General features: G+C 69.4%; 17 protein-coding genes. 7 read left to right on the plus strand and 10 right to left on the minus strand.

The features are described from left to right. Positions 1-14: 14 nt before the first annotated feature. From AC07NI_RS17030 to AC07NI_RS17040, 3 genes are read right to left on the minus strand one after another with little or no spacing between them, the layout of a single operon-like run. Positions 15-497 carry a nuclear transport factor 2 family protein gene (locus AC07NI_RS17030; RefSeq protein ID WP_494621217.1) on the minus strand — a complete coding sequence of 161 codons (483 nt, stop codon included), beginning with the start codon at positions 495-497 and terminating at the stop codon, positions 15-17. 44 nt (positions 498-541) lie between these two features. Then, a complete protein-coding gene (locus tag AC07NI_RS17035; RefSeq protein ID WP_494621219.1) occupies positions 542-1,456 on the minus strand; it encodes a nucleoside hydrolase in 915 nt (304 codons plus the stop codon). Continuing rightward, a complete protein-coding gene (locus AC07NI_RS17040; protein ID WP_494621221.1) occupies positions 1,453-2,106 on the minus strand; it encodes a phosphoribosylanthranilate isomerase in 654 nt (217 codons plus the stop codon). The genes AC07NI_RS17035 and AC07NI_RS17040 overlap by 4 nt, the downstream gene beginning before the upstream one ends. Positions 2,107-2,188: 82 nt before the next feature. On the opposite strand from AC07NI_RS17040, the gene AC07NI_RS17045 reads away from it, so the two are divergent. Beyond that, positions 2,189-3,001: a carbohydrate kinase family protein gene (locus AC07NI_RS17045; RefSeq protein WP_494621223.1), complete on the plus strand. Its 813-nt coding sequence runs from the start codon at positions 2,189-2,191 to the stop codon at positions 2,999-3,001. Here the strand turns inward: AC07NI_RS17045 and AC07NI_RS17050 are convergent. Together AC07NI_RS17050 and AC07NI_RS17055 are read right to left on the minus strand one after the other, a co-directional pair. After that, on the minus strand, positions 2,982-3,350 hold the full coding sequence (locus tag AC07NI_RS17050; protein WP_494621225.1) for a VOC family protein: 369 nt from the start codon (positions 3,348-3,350) through the stop codon (positions 2,982-2,984). The genes AC07NI_RS17045 and AC07NI_RS17050 overlap by 20 nt on opposite strands. A 76-nt stretch (positions 3,351-3,426) precedes the next feature. After that, positions 3,427-4,680: a NupC/NupG family nucleoside CNT transporter gene (locus AC07NI_RS17055; RefSeq protein WP_494621226.1), complete on the minus strand. Its 1,254-nt coding sequence runs from the start codon at positions 4,678-4,680 to the stop codon at positions 3,427-3,429. 199 nt (positions 4,681-4,879) lie between these two features. On the opposite strand from AC07NI_RS17055, the gene AC07NI_RS17060 reads away from it, so the two are divergent. The 3 genes from AC07NI_RS17060 to AC07NI_RS17070 all read left to right on the plus strand — a co-directional run bounded on the left by AC07NI_RS17060 (position 4,880) and on the right by AC07NI_RS17070 (position 9,300). After that, on the plus strand, positions 4,880-7,243 hold the full coding sequence (locus AC07NI_RS17060) for a TonB-dependent receptor (RefSeq protein WP_494621228.1): 2,364 nt from the start codon (positions 4,880-4,882) through the stop codon (positions 7,241-7,243). Positions 7,244-7,375: 132 nt separating this feature from the next. Then, entirely contained in the window at positions 7,376-8,377 is a 1,002-nt protein-coding gene (locus AC07NI_RS17065; RefSeq protein ID WP_494621230.1) for a LacI family DNA-binding transcriptional regulator, read from the plus strand. Next, positions 8,374-9,300, plus strand: coding sequence for an esterase-like activity of phytase family protein (locus AC07NI_RS17070; protein ID WP_494621231.1), 927 nt, complete (start codon positions 8,374-8,376; stop codon positions 9,298-9,300). The genes AC07NI_RS17065 and AC07NI_RS17070 overlap by 4 nt, the downstream gene beginning before the upstream one ends. On the opposite strand, the gene AC07NI_RS17075 is transcribed toward AC07NI_RS17070, so the two are convergent. Then, positions 9,284-9,775 (minus strand): hypothetical protein, encoded by a 492-nt coding sequence (locus AC07NI_RS17075; RefSeq protein ID WP_494621233.1) that lies wholly within the window; start codon positions 9,773-9,775, stop codon positions 9,284-9,286. The genes AC07NI_RS17070 and AC07NI_RS17075 overlap by 17 nt on opposite strands. 186 nt (positions 9,776-9,961) lie before the next feature. Here AC07NI_RS17075 and AC07NI_RS17080 point away from each other — a divergent pair, with 186 nt between their 5' ends. The 3 genes from AC07NI_RS17080 to AC07NI_RS17090 all read left to right on the plus strand — a co-directional run bounded on the left by AC07NI_RS17080 (position 9,962) and on the right by AC07NI_RS17090 (position 12,756). Continuing rightward, positions 9,962-11,491, plus strand: a complete 1,530-nt coding sequence (locus AC07NI_RS17080; RefSeq protein ID WP_494621235.1) for a sensor histidine kinase — start codon at positions 9,962-9,964, stop codon at positions 11,489-11,491. Between the two features lie 4 nt (positions 11,492-11,495). Next, positions 11,496-12,149 carry a response regulator transcription factor gene (locus AC07NI_RS17085; RefSeq protein ID WP_494621237.1) on the plus strand — a complete coding sequence of 218 codons (654 nt, stop codon included), beginning with the start codon at positions 11,496-11,498 and terminating at the stop codon, positions 12,147-12,149. A gap of 124 nt (positions 12,150-12,273) precedes the next feature. Beyond that, positions 12,274-12,756: a response regulator gene (locus tag AC07NI_RS17090; RefSeq protein ID WP_494621239.1), complete on the plus strand. Its 483-nt coding sequence runs from the start codon at positions 12,274-12,276 to the stop codon at positions 12,754-12,756. Here AC07NI_RS17090 and AC07NI_RS17095 read toward each other — a convergent pair. The 4 genes from AC07NI_RS17095 to AC07NI_RS17110 all read right to left on the minus strand — a co-directional run bounded on the left by AC07NI_RS17095 (position 12,753) and on the right by AC07NI_RS17110 (position 16,338). Further along, the gene (locus tag AC07NI_RS17095) at positions 12,753-13,256 is read right to left on the minus strand and encodes a helix-turn-helix transcriptional regulator (protein WP_494621241.1); all 504 of its coding nucleotides are present in this window, start codon (positions 13,254-13,256) and stop codon (positions 12,753-12,755) included. The two genes, AC07NI_RS17090 and AC07NI_RS17095, sit on opposite strands and share 4 nt — an antisense overlap. Before the next feature lie 121 nt (positions 13,257-13,377). Further along, positions 13,378-15,267: a PAS domain-containing sensor histidine kinase gene (locus AC07NI_RS17100; RefSeq protein WP_494621243.1), complete on the minus strand. Its 1,890-nt coding sequence runs from the start codon at positions 15,265-15,267 to the stop codon at positions 13,378-13,380. A 19-nt stretch (positions 15,268-15,286) separates the two neighbouring features. Beyond that, the gene (locus AC07NI_RS17105; RefSeq protein WP_494621245.1) at positions 15,287-15,940 is read right to left on the minus strand and encodes a response regulator transcription factor; all 654 of its coding nucleotides are present in this window, start codon (positions 15,938-15,940) and stop codon (positions 15,287-15,289) included. 32 nt (positions 15,941-15,972) lie between these two features. Further along, entirely contained in the window at positions 15,973-16,338 is a 366-nt protein-coding gene (locus AC07NI_RS17110) for a response regulator transcription factor (RefSeq protein ID WP_494621247.1), read from the minus strand. Between the last annotated feature and the right edge of the window lie 328 nt (positions 16,339-16,666).

Consider the following 16,666-nt stretch of genomic DNA (forward strand, 5'->3'; position numbering starts at 1 on the left):
GCCGGCCTCCTTTTTTATGGGATGGCTGCGTGGTCGATGCTGAAGGTCCGCGCCATGCGCCACTGGCCGTCGGTGTCCAGTTTCCACAGGATCGAGAACCGCGCCTTGCCGGCCAGCCGCTCGGGGCCGTCGCCCTTGCGTTCGTAGAAGACGTGCGCGCCTTCCTCGACCGCGCCGAAACCGGGGATGGCGTAGACCTTCATCGTGCCGGCGACCAGCTCGCGGCGCGACCGCCAGGCGTCCGGGGCCTTCTTGGCCACGCAGCTCTTGGCGTAGTCGGCGATGAAGGCGTCGTGGGCCATCAGCCCACCCTTGTCGTGATAGAACTCCATGTCGTCGGTCACCATGCTCGTCAGCGTGGCGGGATCGCAGCCGGCGAACATCACGTCGAACAGGACTGTGTCCCGCGCCGCGATCGCCTGGGTCAGGGCCGGTTGGGCCGGAACCTCGACGGCAGGGGACAAGGCGAGGGCGGCGAGCAGGGCAAGCAACGGCATGAGCGACTCCGGTTGGGTTCGCCAGCTAAGCCGGAAGCTCGGATTTAAGCCAGCGTCCGCTGGAAGTGCCGCGCCAGCTCAGGCCCGTCGGCGTCCACGCAGACCTGCCGGATCGGGCCCTGCTCGGACCAGGTCGTCTGGCCCAGGCGCTCGCCGTCCAGGGTCACAGCGACCGGCGCTGAGCGCACCGTGAACAGCTCGGGATGGGTCAGGCGCACCAGGGCGGCGACGTCGTGCAGCACACAGCCGTCCAGGCCCTCGTGGCGGGCATAGGTGGCGGCGTAGCCTCGGGTGACATCGTGGACGAAGCGGCCCGTCTCGTTGGTCTCGGCCATCTCGCGGGCGGCGACGTCGGTCAGGACGCAGGGCATGGTCGCGTCGAGCGGGACGAGGGTCAGCGGCCAGGGCGCGGCGAGCACCTCGGCGGCCGCTTCGGGGTCGTTGTGGAGGTTGGCCTCGGCGAACGGGGTGATGTTCCCGCGCGCGAAGGTGCCGCCCATGACCACGACCTCGGCGACCAGGCCGGCGATGTCCGGCGCGGCGCGCAGGGTCAGGGCCAGGTTGGTCAGCGGGCCGATCGCCACGAGGGTCACCTGGCCGGGATGGGCGCGGACCAGTTCGATGATCTTCTCGTGCGCCGAGCCGGGATCGGCCGGTGGCAGGACAGGGCCGGAGAGGTCGATATCGCCCAGGCCGTTCTCGCCGTGGACGTGGACGGGGGAGGGGCCGCGTGGGCGAGCCAGCGGCGCGTCGGCCCCTTGGTGAACAGGCGTCCTCAGGCTCAGCCGCGCCCGCAGCCACAGGGCGTTGCGGGTCGTGGTCTCGACGTCGGCGTTGCCGAACACCGTGGTGATGGCCAGCAGCCGCAAGTCCCGCCGGGCGCGCAGATAGAGCAGGGCCAAGGCGTCGTCGACGCCCGGATCGGTGTCGAGGATCACCAGCCTCGGCGCGGTGGTCATCCGTAGACCGCGCGGCAGACGGCCTCGCACTTGGCCAGGTCGAAGGCGCCGTCGGTGCGCACGCCCGACTCCATGTCGATCCAATAGAGCGCGCCGTCAGGCGCGGCGATGCGGGCCAGGATCTCAACGACCGTGTCGGGGCCGATGCCGCCGGAATAGCCGCAGAACGGACCCTCGGCCGGCGGCGGCGCGGGCCAGCGATCGGGCCGCGCGCCCGTGCCGAACGAGACGTCGTACAGCCAGTCGACGCCCGTCTGGCTGACCGGGAAGGCGGCCGAGCACTGCAGCACGGCCCGCACGCCCAGACGGCGGCCATAGTCGCGGGCGGCGGCGGTCTGGACCGGGGTGCTGCCCTTGAAGCTGTGATTGACCTGCACGCGCTGGATACCGGCCGGCGGCGGAGGCGCGGTCAGGGGGCTGGCCACGATCGCCTTGGCGGCCTCGCCGCACACATGGGCCGCCCAGCGCAGGTCGCGCTCGGCCAGCAGGGCGTCGCGGATTTTGGCAGGCGGGAACAGGGCGCTGTCTTCCTGGGCCGGATCGACCAGCACGCCCCACTCGATCGGATAGCGGGCCGACAACGCCTTGAGGCCGGGCAGCAGCTCGAGGCGATCGACGCCGGTGAACGCGATGAAACTGGGCGGCTGCATGGAGGTGTCCGAAGGTCAGAATGTCCTTGCAAACTATCTAGTGAAACGTTTCAGTCAAGTCGCTGAAACGAGAGGGCGGTCGATGGTGCGGGTGGTGGTCGCGGGGTTCGCGACGATCGACTACGTGGTCCGGGTCGAGGGCGACTTCACCGGTCGCGGCACGCGGCTGATGCGCGAAGCCGCCTGGCCCCGCGCCGGCGGCGCGGCGCTCTACGCCAGCGCGGCTCTGGCGAAGGCGGGCGTGGCCGCCGCGCCCTTGACCTGGATCGGTGATGACGCGGACGGGTTGGCCTACCAGGCGGCCTGCGTCTCGCTGGACGGCGTCGCGGTCATGCCCGGGGCGCCATCGACGCGGTGCCTGCTGATCTACAATGCCGACGGCAGCTACGGCTGTCTGCTGCGACCGGGACCCGCCACGCTGACCGAGACCCAACTGCGACTCGCCGCCGACGCCGAATGGCTGGTGATCGCGGCCGGCCCGCCGGACATCACCACGCGCCTGCTCGCCCTCGAAAGCCCCCGTCTGGCCTGGATAGCCAAGGACGACCCAGCCTGCTTCCCGCCCGCCCTCGTGGCGCGACTGACGGCGCGAGTCGATGTGATCTTCTGCAACGCCGGCGAACGCGCCTGGCTGGAGGCCGGCCGCGAAAGCGCAAACTCTAGCCAGACCTTGTTCGAGACTCGCGGCGCCGACGGCGTCCACGTCGAGGCGGCCGGCGAAGCGTTCGACCTCCCCGTCACGCCCCTGGAAGCCGACGACGCCACCGGCGCCGGCGACACCTTCGCCGGCGCGGCCTTGGCGGCGTTGATCACCGGCGCTCCGCCGCGCATGGCGGCAGAGGCCGGGATCGCGGCGGCGGGCGCTCTGCTGGCGGCTAGGCCGTCCTGTACTTGAAGAGACCCAGGCTGTTGCCCTCGGTGTCCTTGGCGTAGAAGAACGACCCCACCGGGATGTCGATGACGTCCGACACGACCTCTCCGCCGCCTTTGCGGACCCGGTCCATGGCGTCGTCCAGCGTATCGTTCACGGCGAAGTGGGTCGTCGCGCCGGCGCCGTTCGTCGCCGGCTGTCCGGGATAGATATGGCCCGGCGCATGCCCGCCTTCGGCGTACGGGAGCATCCAGATCGGATTGGGTCCGCCGTCGGCTTGGGTCACCTTGCCCTGCAGCAGGGTCTCGTAGAATCGGCAGGCGCGCTCGGGATCCGAGGCGGGGATTTCGGTGAAGACGATTTGCGCGGTCATGGGCTGTTCCCTCTCCAGGTTGAACACGCCCTTCCTTCCACACCGCTCCTGACAGCCTGCTGGCAGGAGTGATGGGCTAACCGCCAATCACCCCCATGATCGTCGCTGTCAGGCAGGTGGTCAGGAACGCCGCCGCCAGGGCCTTGAAGCCGAGCTCGACGACCTCGCCGACCTTTTCGGGGGCCATCGACGACAGGCTGCCGATCAGGATGGCGACGCTGCCGACATTGCCGAAGCTGCCCAGGGCGTAGGTCAGGATCAGCAGGCTCTTGTCGCTGAGCGCGCCGGGCGGCAGGCCCATCATGTCGCTGTAGGCCACGACCTCGTTGGCGGCGACCTTGGTCCCGAGGATGGCGCCGACGGCTTGCAGGTCGCTGAGCGGCGCGCCGGTCAGCCAGACGATCGGGGTCAGCAGCCAGCCCAGGATGCCGCCGAGCGTCAGGGGCGCTCCGGCGTGCGGAAACGCGGCCAGCCCCATGTTGATCAGGGCGATCAGACCGACGAAGACGATCAGCAGACCGGCGATGTTCAGCACCATCTTCACCGCGTCCAGCGTGCCGAAGGTCAGGGCCTCCAGGCTGCTGCGGTAGGGGCTGGTCAGCACGATGGGCTCGTGCGCCGCGCTGGTCTCGCCGGGGATGATCAACCGCGCCATGCCGATCGCCATCGGCGTGCTGATCAGCGAGGCGATCAGCAGGTGGCTGAAGGCGTTGGGCACCTTGGCGGCGATCAGCGAGCCTAGCACGATCATCATCGAGCCGCCGATCACCGACAGGCCGTCGACCATGATGATGAAGATCTCGGCGCGGGTCAGGCGCGGCAGGAACGGCTTGATCAGCAGCGGGGCCTCGACCATGCCGAGGAACACGCAGGCCGAGGTCGAGACCCCGACCGGGCCGCTGACGCCGAACAGCTTGCCGAACGCCCAGGCCGCCGCGCGGACGATGACGATCAGCACCTTCCAGTGCCACAACAGCGCCGACAGCGCTCCGACCAGCAGGATGGCCGGCAGGGCCTGGAAGGCGAAGATGAAGGCGGCGCTGGGGTCGGCCATGCTGAACGGCGCGCGGCCGCCGCCCAGATAGCCGAACATGAAGCTGGAGCCCGCGCGCGATGCCGCCTGCAAGGCGTCGACCGCGTGGGTGGCTGCGGCGAAGCCGGCGGTGATGGCCGGGACCTTGGTCAGCAGCAGGGCCAGGGCGATCTGACAGGCCAGGCCCACCAGCACCGGCCGCCAGGGCAGGGCGCGCTTGTTCTCCGACAGCAGCCAGCCGATGCCCAGGAAGGCGACGACACCCAGCAGCGCCCGCGCGGTCTCGTTGTCCGGCATGTCCCCTCCGACGGCGATGGCGGAAGCTTATAGAGTGAAACGTTTCAAGGAAATAGCATCATATCATCGCTGCCTAAGCCGTGGGCACAGAGAGAACCCCCCGTCAGTGTGATGAAATTGTCATTGAACTCGAATATGAAACGTTTCACTAAATTGTACCGACCCCGCCGAGAGCGGGTCGCCTGAAGGGGGCTTGAACATGAAGACGTCCATCTGGCTGGCTTCGAGCGCGCTTTGCCTGGTCATGGCCGCGCCCGCCATGGCCCAGCAGACCGGAGCGCCGGCGCCGGCCGCTGAAACCGTCGACGAGGTCGTGGTCACCGCCGAGCGCTTCGGCTCGGGCCTGGCCCGCGCCACGTTCACGATCGGCGCCGAAGACATCCAGGAGCGTCCGCTGGGCGCCGAGATCACCCAGGCCCTGGTCAAGGTGCCCGGCGTGCAGGTCTCGACCGGCGACAGCCGCGGCGGCAGCTTCTCGTTCGAGATCTACATGCGCGGCCTGTCCGACGAGCAGATCGGCCTGACCCTGGACGGCATCCCCACCGGTGACAGCCGCTTCAACGGCGGCTCGCCGCCGCAGCGCTTCATCGAGAGCAGCAACGTCGGCAAGATCACCGTGTCGCAGAGCGCCGGCGACATCGGCGCGCCGTCGCGCTTCGCCCTGGGCGGCTTCATCGACTTCGTCACCGACGCCCCGCGCCAGGACTTCGGCGCGACGGTCGAGGCGGGCGTCGGCTCGTTCGATTTCCGCCGCATCTACGCTCGCATCGACAGCGGCGAGATCGCGCCGGGCCTGTCGGGCTACTTCACCTACTCCCACCAGGAGAACGACGTCTGGGCGGGCCGCAACAGCCGGGGCAGCGAGCGCGACCACTACGAATTGAAGGTCGTCAAAGCCTTCGACAATGGCTCGTTCGTGAAGGCCCGCGTCTCGTACAACGACCAGACCGACAACGACTTCAACATCGTCACCAAGGGTGAGTTCGAGGCCGCGCCGCGCAGCGACCGCGCGCTGGACGCCATCACCGGCATCCCGGCCAAGGACATCGACTTCGGCGGGGCCCTGGGCGGTTGGCGCAAGGACTGGTTGGCCTATGCCAACAGCCACTTCGTGCTGAGTGACGCGATCAGCCTCGACGTCAATCCGTACTACCAGAACCTCAAGGGCGAATCCTTCCGTTACCAAGACCGCCAGCGCGTCCTGACCGGCGGCGATCCGCGCGCGGTGACCGGCTACAACGCCAGCGGCGGGGCGGTCCGTCCGACGCTCACGACCATCCGCAACAGCAACGTTGTCGGCGGTCCGGCCGACATGCGGGTGACGCCGCGCGACCGCGATCGCTATGGCGTCACCGGCGAGCTGAAGGCCAAGTTCGGCGCCCACAACCTGCGCTTCGGCGGCTGGTGGGAAGGCGGCGACTCCACGGAGAAGCGCAACTTCTTCCCGATCATCAACTCGGCCCAGAACACGGCCTATGACCGCTCCAAGCTGAACTATGTCGAATACGAGCGCACCGCCTCGGTCGAGACGACCATGCTCTATGCTCAGGATGAGCTGCGGGCCTTCGACGACAAGCTGAAGGTCGACCTCGGCGTCACCTGGTACAATGTCAAATACGACGCCAAGTCGCCGCTGGAATACAAGGCCAACGTCAAGTTCTCGCAGCTCTCGGACCTCAATCCCAAGTTCGGCGCGACCTATCAGCTGGCGCCCGCGTGGGAGCTGTTCGGCGGCTACGCCAAGAACTTCGCCGGCATCCCGGAAGACGCCTTCCTGGGCTCGACGGCGGTGATCAACCCGAAGGACCTGACCCCCGTCTCAACCGAGAACGTGGACCTCGGCCTGCGCTACGTGAAGCCGAACCTGGCCTTCTCGATCCAGGCCTATGACGTCGACCTGAAGAACAATGTCGGCATCGTGCCACGCGACCCGACCGCCACCCTGGACCCCGACGAGGTCGTGCGCGGCAACGTCGCCACCAAGGCGGTCAACATCGCCGGGATCAAGACCAAGGGCGTCGAGCTGACCGGCTATTACGACTTCGGGGTCGTCGACCTCTACGGCTCGTACTCGCACCAGGACGCCAAGCACGACAACCCGGCCGTCGGCAGCGACGCCCGTAAGGCCCTGGCCGCCGTCGCCATCATCGGCGGGGCCGGCGTGCGCGACATCCCCAAGGACAGCTTCTATGGCCAGGTTGGCTGGAAGCCGCTGGCGGGCCTGAAGATCGACGCCAACGCCCGCTATGTCGGCAAGCGCGTCGGCGGCCACATCGTCGCCCCGACCACCTTCCAGGAACTGGGCGTCGAGATGCTGGACGCCTACACCCTGGTCGGGTTGACGGCGACCTATGACCTCAAGCGCGCCGGCGTCCCGGACCTGCGCTTCCAATTCAACGTCGATAACCTGTTCGACAAGGAATACATCGGCGCGGTCAGCGGCTCGACGGCCACCCAGCCGGAGTTCGGCTACACCGCCGCGACCCCGAACGCCAAGACCCTCGACCGCTACTTCGTCGGCGCGCCGCGCACCTACACCTTCTCGGTGAAGGCGCGGTTCTAGGGACAGGTTCGGGGGCGTCTTCTCCCCTTGTTAGGCGCTTCCGGAAGGGGCGGGTCCTTGGGATCCGCCCCGATCCTTGACGACACCCATGAAAGGTTTCACGTCCTGGCTATCTCCCGACGGAATCCCCGCATGGCCAAGAGCGAAGACCCACCCCGGCGCGCTACTCTCAAGGAAGTGGCAAAGGCCGCCGGCGTGTCGCTGGCCAGCGCCTCCTACGCGATCAATGGCGCGGGCTCGGTGGGCGAGGCGACGCGCGAGCACATCCTGAAGGTCGCCGCCGAACTGGGCTACCGGCCCAACCAGAGCGCCAAGGCGATGAAGACCGGCAAGACCGGGGCGATCGGCCTGATCCTGCCCGACCTGACCAACCCGTTCTTCCCCAGCCTGGCCCAGGTGGTGATCCAGGCGGCGCGGGCCCACGGCTACAGCGTCTTCCTGACCGATACCGAAGGCTCGGCCGAGGCCGAGGAGCGGGCGGTGAACCTGCTGGTCGACCACGGGGTCGACGGGGTGATCTGGTTCCCGATCGCCGACGACGGCCCGGTCGGCAAGCTGATCGAGGGCGTGCCGACCGTGGTGCTGGACCGCAACCTGCCGGGCTACGACGTCATCCAGGCCGACTATGCCGACGGCGGGCGCCTGGCGGCCGAGCACCTGTTGGCGGCGGGCCATGTGGACATCGGGGTGATCTCCGGCCCCCACGCGGCCTCCAGCGCCCGCCAGCGAGCCGAGGCGGCGATCAGCACGGTGCGCGAGCGGGGCAATCTCGTCTGGCACGTCCACAACGCCTATTCGCTGGACCTGGAGCCCGAGGTCGCCAAGGCGCTGGAGAGCCGCACGGCCACGGCGGTGATCACCGGCGCCGACCTGATCGCCATCGGGGCCATGCGACACATCCGGGGCATGGGACTGGTGGTGCCCGACGACGTCTCGGTGGTCGGCTTCGACGACATCCCCTGGGCTCAGTTGCATACGCCGGCCCTGACCACGATCGACATGCCGGTCGAGGACATGGCCGCCGCGGCCGTCGAAGCCCTGATCCGCCGGATGAGCGCCCGGGGCGAGCCGCGCCGGCGGGTGGTGTTCAATGTCGAACTGATCTCGCGCGACAGCGTCCGCGTCCTGAAGTGAGCCTGCTCGGCCTCGCCCTGGCGCTGAAGCTGCTGGCGAGCTTCGAGGTCCCCGCGGGGACGGCCGTCGACGGCGCGCCGTTCGGCGGGATCTCCGGGATCGACTACGACCGGCGCACCGGCGAGTGGCTGATGATCTCCGACGATCGCTCGGACAAGGCGCGGTTCTTCGTCGGGCGGTTGGATGCGAAGGGCCTGCGCCTGACGCGCCAGGTTCGGCTGAGGCCCGAAGAGGGCGAGCGTCCGGACGCCGAGGCGCTGCGGATCGACCCGCTGACCGGCGACCTCGTCTGGAGCACAGAGGGCGACGCCCCGCGCGGTTTCGATCCGGCCGTGCGTCGGATGGACCGCGACGGCAAGGCGAAGGGGGCGGTCCCGACGCCGTTCAGCTTCAAGGATGGCGCACGGCCGAACCTGACCCTGGAGGGCTTAAGCTTCTCGCCCGACGGCCGCTGGCTGTGGGTCTCGATGGAGGCTCCGCGAGTCCAGGACGGGCCAGTCAGCACCGTCGCGGCTGGCGGCGTCACGCGGATCGCCAAGCTGGATCGCCAGGGCAAGGTCGTCGCGCAATACGCCTACCGCCTCGACCCGATCCAGGCCGCCCCGGCCAGGCGCGGCGACAACGGGATCAGCGAGATCCTGGCGCTGGACGATCACCGCCTGCTGGTGCTGGAGCGCTCCGGCGTCGAGGACGCCCAGGGGCGCTTCGCCTACCACTGCCGGCTCTATGTCGTGGACACCCGCGAAGCCGTGCTGAGCAAGCGGCTGGTGGTGAACTTCGATCGCCTGGGAATCCCGACCGCCAACCTGGAAGCCATGGCCTGGGGACCGGGTCGCCGCACCTTGGTGCTGATGTCCGACGACAATTTCGACCCGGCCGCCCCGACCCGGGTGGTGGTGCTCTCGCTCACCAGTCGCCGTTGACGGCTTCCCAGACCGCCAGGGCGGCGGGGTCGCAGAAGGCCTCGTCGGCGCCGGCCAGGACGTGGCGCAGGCCGATTTCCAGGTTGTCGAGGTCCAGCGGCGCGCTGCGATCGGCGCGGTTGGTGACGATGTCCAGCTTGTCGACGAACAGCTGGGCGACCCGCACGCCCAGCGGTGCGTACCAGGCCCGGTTCAGCTGCGCCGCCGCCAGGGCCGCGCGGTGGGCGTAGTCGGCCTCGTCGCCGAACGGGGGCAGGGCGCTCAGCGACAGCGGATGGATGATCAGGTCGCAGCCGGGGACATGCGCCGAGGCGGCGGCCAGGACCTCTTCGACATAGGCGCGGCTATCCGCCAGGCCATCGCCGTCGTAGGGCGGCAGAACGAGTAGCGATGGTGCACCGAGCAGGGTGAGGACCTCGCTGGCCGCGCGGCCGAAGGCGGTGTCGGGCGACAGGACGAGGGCGGAGGCGGTCATGGACCGGTTTATCGGACCCCACCGCGCCGCCCGCCATTCCACAGGGGTTTGGCCGGCCCGACCGGATCGGCGAGGGGACTAATCCCTCGGTATCGGTCGCGAGGCCGTCCGGGCGCGGCTCATACTTTGATGTGAATAGCGGCGTTCGCCCAATGATCACATCTGTCCGCCAGGATCGCGCCGTCCGTGGTCCGACGGATCCTCATGATGATCAACCGGATCGAGCTGAAGACTCCTTGGCCTGGACATGCGCCAGCCCGCTGGCTGTCGGGCGCCGCCTCGGCCGCGCTGATGGCGTGGATCTTCATCCAGAACGGCGCGCCTGACGCGCCGCTGACTCCGCTCTACGCCCTGGGCCCAATCGTCGCCTCGGTCGGCCTGCCGGTGGTCGCCCTCGCGGCCGTGGCGCTGCTGTGCGCGGTCCTGGCCGCCAGCCAGGCGCCGGACATCTCGGTGCTGGCCTGGACCCTGACCGGCATTGGCGTCTCCACCGCCGTGGCCCTGCGCCAGGCCTGGGTGGCCCGGGTCGTGTGTGAAGGCGGCCGTCGCTGGCGGGCGCTGTTCAACAATGCCGGCGTGCTGCTGTGGGTGAAGGACTATTCGGCGGTGAAGATCGCGCTGGATGAGCTGCGGGCCCAGGGCGTCACGGATCTGGCGCGCTACATCGCCGAGCATCCCGACTTCCCGGCCCGGATCGCCGAGCGCATCACGATCATCGACGTCAATCCTGCGACCCTGGCGCTGTTCGGCGCGTCGTCGAAGGCCGCGTTCCTGACGCATCACCAGAACGTCCTGACCTGCGACGCCGGCCCGTTCCAGCGGGTGCTGGAGACGATCTGGACCGGCGGGACCCACTGGAGCGCCGAGGCCAATCTGCAGCGCCTGGACGGCACGCTGATCCCGGTCTCGTACTCGATCACCTTCTCGCCGGAGCGGCCGCTGCTGGACCGGGTGGTGATCGGCATCACCGATCTGACCGCCCTGCATCAGGCCCAAGAGGAGCTGTCGGAATCCCGCCGGGCCCTGGCCCACGCCACGCGGCTGACGACCATGGGCGAGCTGACCGCCTCGATCGGCCACGAACTGAACCAGCCGCTGGGCGCGGTCGTCGTCCAGGGCCAGGCGGCTCTGCGCTTCCTGACGCGTCCTGAGCCGGACCTGGCCGAGGCGCGGGCCGGCGTCGAGCAGATGGTCGAGGACGCCCTGCGCGCCAGCGAGGTGCTGAAGCGCCTGCGCGACTTCGCCCGCCGCGCGCCGCGCAGGGTCGAGGCCGTCGACCTCAACGCTCTAATCCAGAACACCAGTCGGATCATCGGACATGACCTGAGCCAGTGCGGCGCCGTTGTTAGCCTCGACCTGGATCCGACCCTGCCGCCGGTGAGCGCCGACCGGATCGAACTGCAGCAGGTGGTGATCAACCTGATGGTCAACGCCGCCCAGGCCATGGCCAAGAGCGCCCTCAACCATCGGACGCTCACCGTCTCCACAGCCCGCGATGGTGACGCGATCGTGCTGACGGTCGCCGACCAAGGCGTGGGCCTCGGCGGCGACATCGAGACCCTGTTCCACCCCTTCGTCACCAGCAAGGCCGACGGCCTGGGCATGGGGCTGGCGATCGTCCGCTCCATCGTCGAGACGCACGGCGGCTCCATCCGCGCTTCCAACAATCCCGAAGGCGGGGCGAGTTTCGTCGTCCGCCTGCCGATCGAAGACTGATCCCATGAGCTATCCGCAGAACACCCCCAGCGACCTCGTCATCGTCATCGAGGACGACGCCTCCATCCGCGACGGCCTGGCGCGGCTGTTCCGGTCGGTGAACCTGGAGAGCCGCCAGTACGGCTCGATCGCCGAGTTCCGGGCAGCTCCGGCCCCGTCGGGCGCGGCCTGCTGCTTCGTGCTGGACGTCCGCCTGCCGGGCCTCAGCGGCCTGGAGTTCCAGGACCAGCTGGACCGCCATGGCGACCACGCGCCGATCGTGTTCATGACCGGCTATGGCGACATCCCGATGAGCGTGCGGGCCATGAAGGGCGGGGCGGTCGACTTTCTGGCCAAGCCCTTCCGCGACCAGGACATGCTGGACGCCGTCACCGCCGCCCTGGAGAAGGATCGCCTGCGCGGCCGCGAGGCCCTGGCCACCGCCGAGATCCTGGCCCGCCGCGAGCGCCTGACGGCCCGTGAGCTGCAGGTGCTGGACGGCGTGGTGAAGGGCCAGCTGAACAAGCAGATCGCCGCCGACCTCGACCTCTCCGAAGTGACCGTGAAGATCCATCGCGGCCACATGATGCGGAAGATGGGCGCGCGCTCGGTGGTCGAGCTTGTGCGGATGATCGACCAGCTGAAGGGCCGCACGGCGTCGTGGCCGATGGCGTCTTGAGGGCGCCAACCGATACCAAGGTATCGGCGCGTCTACCTTAAATTCGGTTGGCCATACCGCCGCACGATCGCGGTTCGGGCCGAGGTCGGACAATCCTGGCGTCATCCGAACGTGGTGATGCGAAATGTTCCAGCAGTTGCAGCATGTCCTGAACAACGAACCGCCGCCCACGGTGGTGGTCGGCGAGGTCCCGTCACGGCTGACGGCCGGTCGGACCCGGCGGGTGCTGGTGGTCGACGATCACCTGGTCTTCCGCCTGGCGGCCGGCGTGCTGCTGGAGCCCCTGGCCGCCGTCGAGATGGCCGAGAACGGCCGGATCGCCATCGACCTGGCCCTGGCCGCGCGCTTCGACGCGGTGCTGATGGATATCCAGATGCCGGTGCTGGACGGGCTGTCGGCCGTGCGCGAGATCCGCCGGCAGGAGGCGCTGCTGGGCCTGCCCGCCACGCCGATCATCATGTTCACCTCGCACGCCGGGCGCGACGCCGAATATGCCAGCTTCGCGGCGGGCGCCGACTTTCACCTGGCCAAGCCGTCGCCCGAGGGGACACTGATCGCCGCGGTGGTCGAGGCCTTCCGGCTGAAGGACGCGCGCCAGGGCGACTAGGCGGCCAGGGCCAGCGTCCGGCGCCAGCGGTGCGGCGGCATGCCGACCGTGGCGGAGAACACCCGCGAGAAGTGGGCCTGGTCGGAGAAGCCGCATTGCAGGGCGATCTCGGCCAGGCCCAGGCGGCCCTCCAGCATCAGGCGCTGGGCGCGCTCGACGCGGCGGGCGCGCAGGTAGTCGCCGGCGCATTCGCCGAAGGTGATCTTGAAGGCGCGCGAGAAATGGCTGGCGCTGAGGTTCAGGCTGGCGGCCAGTTCGGAGACCCGCAGGGACTCGCCGCAGCGCGCCTCGATCTCCGCCTTGATCCGCCGCGCCTGCCAGGGAGCCAAGCCGCCGACGTGGGTGGCAACGCGGGCCGGCTGGGCCTGCTCCAGCACCCGGCGGGCGCGCGCGGACAGCTCGTCGCGCAGGCGGGCCTCAAGGCGGTCGGAGATCTCCGGCGTCAGGATGAAGTTCGCCAGGACGGCGGCGTCGGTCAGTGGGGTCGTGGAAACGTGCATGGCCGTCGGACCTTCTAGACTATGTGGCGTGTCCGGAAACCTTGTGTCCCCGACCGCTTCAGCAGTCTGGCGCCGGTCGTCGGCGAAGGAACTCACCCGTAGGTATGGGGTGGCCGAGTCCTTAGGCCGCGGCGGCCGCGCTGCGGGGCAGGGTGAAGGCGATGGTGGCGCCGGACCCGGCGTTGTTGCTCGCCGAAATCCGCCCGCCCAGTCCCTCGATGATCGAGCGTGAGATCGACAGGCCCAGGCCCACGCCGTCGGGCTTGGTGGTGAAGAACGGCTCGAAGATCCGGCCAGGCTCGCCGCTGATGCCGGGGCCGCTGTCGGTCACCGCCACGCGCAGGAAGTCGCCGTCGGCCGAGAGGGTGACCTCCAGCTCGCGCCGGCGCGAGGCCTGCATGGCCTGCAGGCCGTTGATCAGCAGGTTGACGACCACCTGCTGGATCTGGACGCGGTCGCCGATCACCGGCGGCAGGTCGTCGGCGACGACGGAGCGGATCGTCGCCCGCGCCGCCTTGGCCTCGCGCTGCACCAGCGACAGCGACTCCCGCAGCAACTGGGCCAGGTCGACGGGCTCCACCTGGCCCGAGGCCTTCCGGGAGAGGTTGCGCACCCCCGCGATGATGTCGGCCGCCCGGCCGCTGTTGGACAGGATGTGGTCGAGGCAGGTCTGGGCCTCGGCGACCTCGGGCTCCTCGCGGTTCAGCCAGCGCTTGGCCGACTTGCCGTAGTTGATGATCGCCGCCAGGGGCTGGTTGACCTCGTGGGCGATCGAGGCGGCCAGCTGGCCCAGGATCGACACGCGGCCGGCGTGGGCCAGCTCGGCCGAGGCATGTTCCAGCCTAGCCCGGGCGGCGTTGCGCTCGGTGACGTCGAAGGCCATGACCAGGGCCCGCGACCAGGGCTCGCCGCCCGCCACCAGGGTGATCCGCAACACCACGTCGATCGGCCGGCCGGAGCGGGTGGTCAGGCGGGTCTCGCTCTCGGCCATGATCGCGCCCTCGGCGATGGCGCAGAAGATATCGTGCAGGGCGTGCTCGGCCTCGTCCGCATAGCCGCTGATCAGGCTGCCGCCGATCACGTCCTCGGCGCGGGCGGCTTCGAACAGGTCCAAAGCCGCCTGGTTGAGATCGCGGATATTGGCCAGGCTGGCGGCTTCCCGCACCGCCTTGGGATCGTCGGGCAGGCGCTGGCGCAGCTCCGTCAGGTCGGGCGCGGTCTGCAGCAGGCGGCGGCGAACGGCCGACCAGTCGGACTCCCAGGCCGCGAAGCCGGCGGCGTTGAACATGGCGCGGTAGCGCTGCTCGGAGACCTCGCGCTCGGCCTCGACGCGGCGCTGTTCGGTCAGGTCGGCGCTGGTCTCGATGATGCCGACCGGGCGGCCGTCGGGATCGCGGCGCAGCAGCCAGCGGCTGGCCAGGACCAGGGGCGCGCCGTCGCGGCGGGTGCGCGTGACCAGGCCCGACCAATGGCCGTCGCGTTCCAGCGCCTCCGACACCGTCGAGGCCGGAAACTGGCAGCGCAGGAGGTCCTTGCAGATGGCCCCGACGGCCTCCTTGCGGGCGAAGCCGTACAGCGCCTCGGCGCCGTCGTTCCAGTAGACGATGCGGTCCTGGCCATCGCGGATGATGACCGTGTCGTGGGTCAGCTCCAGCATCCGGGCCTGCTCGGCCAGGGTCAGTCGCACCGACCAGTCGCGCAGGGACAGGATCGTCGTGGCGATGATCGCCACAAGGCTCACCCCGAACCGCACCGCCGCCCCGTCCAGCGGGCCCGAGCGATGGTTGGCCACGAAGGCGCCGACGGTGATGACCGCGGCGATGACGCCCGAGCCGACCACCAGCCGGCGGCCGCCAGTCTGGGCGACCAGGAGCACCACGGCGATATAGAGCACCGCCACCGCGCCTTGCAGGGCGGTCAGCAGGTCGGCCGCGAAGATGCCGGCGGCGAGCACGGCCGCCACGGCGATCAGCCAGCGATTGAGGATCCGATGAGGCTCCGAGCCGGCCATGCCGCTGTCCTATGTCGTGCTAAGCGTGACCATACCGTGCGGCGCCGCTGTCGCGCACGCCCAGAGTCTCGGCCATGCGGACCAGGTCAGCCAAGGACGGCGCCTGCATCTTCCGCATCAGGTTGCCGCGATGGATCTTCACGGTCACCTCGCTGAGCGCCAGCTTGGCGGCGATCTGCTTGTTCATCAGCCCGGCGGTGACCAGGCCCATGACGTCGCGTTCGCGCGGGGTCAGGCTGGCATAGAGGGTCTTCAGGCTATCGTCGGCGCCTTCCTTGGCGCGGCGGTCCTGATCGCGCCGGACGGCCTCGCTGACGGCGGTCAGCAGGGCGTCGTCGACGAAGGGCTTGGCCAGGAAGTCCACCGCCCCGGCCTTCATGCCGCGCACGGTCATCGGGATGTCGCCGTGGCCGGTGATCAGGATGACCGGCACGCGGGCGTCGGCCTCCAGCAGGGTCTGCTGGAACTCCAGGCCGTCGGCGTCCTTCAGGCGTACGTCCAGGATCAGGCAGGCGGCGGCGTCGGCCTCGTCGCTGGCCATGAAGCCGTCGGGGCTGGCGAAGGTGGCCACCCGGAAATCGGCCGAGCGTAGCAGGGCGTCCAGCGAGCCGCGCACCTCGGCGTCGTCGTCGATGACGCAGACCAGCGGCTTGTTCGTGTCGGTGCTCTTCATGCTCGCCTCCTCCCCAAGGCGCACAGGCGATCTCAGATCTTGCGCAGCGCCGCCTCGATGGCTTCGAACAGGACGTCCGGATCGACGGGTTTGGTCAAGAACTCGACCACGCCGAACGCCTCGCTACGCGCCCGCGCCGCTTCGGTCGGGAAGGCGGTCATGACGATCACCGGGGTGGTCGCGCCGCGCGCTGACAGGGCGTCCAGCAGGGCCAGGCCATCCATGTCGGGCATGTGCAGGTCGGTGATCACGCAGTCGCTGGGACCATCGTCATCGAGGAACTCGCGCGCGCCCGGGAAACTCCGCACCGCCATGCCGGCCGCCCGGAGGAAGTTCTGCAAGCTGGCGCGCACCTCGCCGTCGTCGTCGATCACTGAAACGGTCGGACCGTGACCCACGGCGTATCCTCTTCACTGTCGGCCCGCCCGTCGACGCGCCGTTACTACACTGACTTTCAGGCTGCTCGTCCGGGGCCCCGCGCGCCATGATACTAAGGTATGGGATCGGGGCCAGACGGCCCGATCGGACCCCATGCCTAGGTATGATAGGCGAGGGCGGTCCGTCCGGTCAGTATGTCTCTCGAAGCCGCCACCGTCCCCCCGCCGGCGGCTTTCGAGGCAAGACCTCGCGCGCCGCGTCCGACCCCCAGCCCCCCCAATCGGACGCGGCGCCCCCACTTCCATCTTAGCGATATTGCAAGTCACTCGCATTTAGGCCATAGCCGCG

This window comes from Caulobacter sp. GW821-FHT10E02 (assembly GCF_059415225.1).

Excerpts from the sequence above, each read along its gene's own strand:
- AC07NI_RS17030 (WP_494621217.1), bottom strand. The coding sequence starts at position 497 with ATGCCGTTGCTTGCCCTGCTCGCCGCCCTCGCCTTGTCCCCTGCCGTC.
- AC07NI_RS17035 (WP_494621219.1), bottom strand. The coding sequence starts at position 1,456 with ATGACCACCGCGCCGAGGCTGGTGATCCTCGACACCGATCCGGGCGTC.
- AC07NI_RS17040 (WP_494621221.1), bottom strand. The coding sequence starts at position 2,106 with ATGCAGCCGCCCAGTTTCATCGCGTTCACCGGCGTCGATCGCCTCGAG.
- AC07NI_RS17045 (WP_494621223.1), top strand. The coding sequence starts at position 2,189 with ATGGTGCGGGTGGTGGTCGCGGGGTTCGCGACGATCGACTACGTGGTC.
- AC07NI_RS17050 (WP_494621225.1), bottom strand. The coding sequence starts at position 3,350 with ATGACCGCGCAAATCGTCTTCACCGAAATCCCCGCCTCGGATCCCGAG.
- AC07NI_RS17055 (WP_494621226.1), bottom strand. The coding sequence starts at position 4,680 with ATGCCGGACAACGAGACCGCGCGGGCGCTGCTGGGTGTCGTCGCCTTC.
- AC07NI_RS17060 (WP_494621228.1), top strand. The coding sequence starts at position 4,880 with ATGAAGACGTCCATCTGGCTGGCTTCGAGCGCGCTTTGCCTGGTCATG.
- AC07NI_RS17065 (WP_494621230.1), top strand. The coding sequence starts at position 7,376 with ATGGCCAAGAGCGAAGACCCACCCCGGCGCGCTACTCTCAAGGAAGTG.
- AC07NI_RS17075 (WP_494621233.1), bottom strand. The coding sequence starts at position 9,775 with ATGACCGCCTCCGCCCTCGTCCTGTCGCCCGACACCGCCTTCGGCCGC.
- AC07NI_RS17085 (WP_494621237.1), top strand. The coding sequence starts at position 11,496 with ATGAGCTATCCGCAGAACACCCCCAGCGACCTCGTCATCGTCATCGAG.
- AC07NI_RS17090 (WP_494621239.1), top strand. The coding sequence starts at position 12,274 with ATGTTCCAGCAGTTGCAGCATGTCCTGAACAACGAACCGCCGCCCACG.
- AC07NI_RS17095 (WP_494621241.1), bottom strand. The coding sequence starts at position 13,256 with ATGCACGTTTCCACGACCCCACTGACCGACGCCGCCGTCCTGGCGAAC.
- AC07NI_RS17100 (WP_494621243.1), bottom strand. The coding sequence starts at position 15,267 with ATGGCCGGCTCGGAGCCTCATCGGATCCTCAATCGCTGGCTGATCGCC.
- AC07NI_RS17105 (WP_494621245.1), bottom strand. The coding sequence starts at position 15,940 with ATGAAGAGCACCGACACGAACAAGCCGCTGGTCTGCGTCATCGACGAC.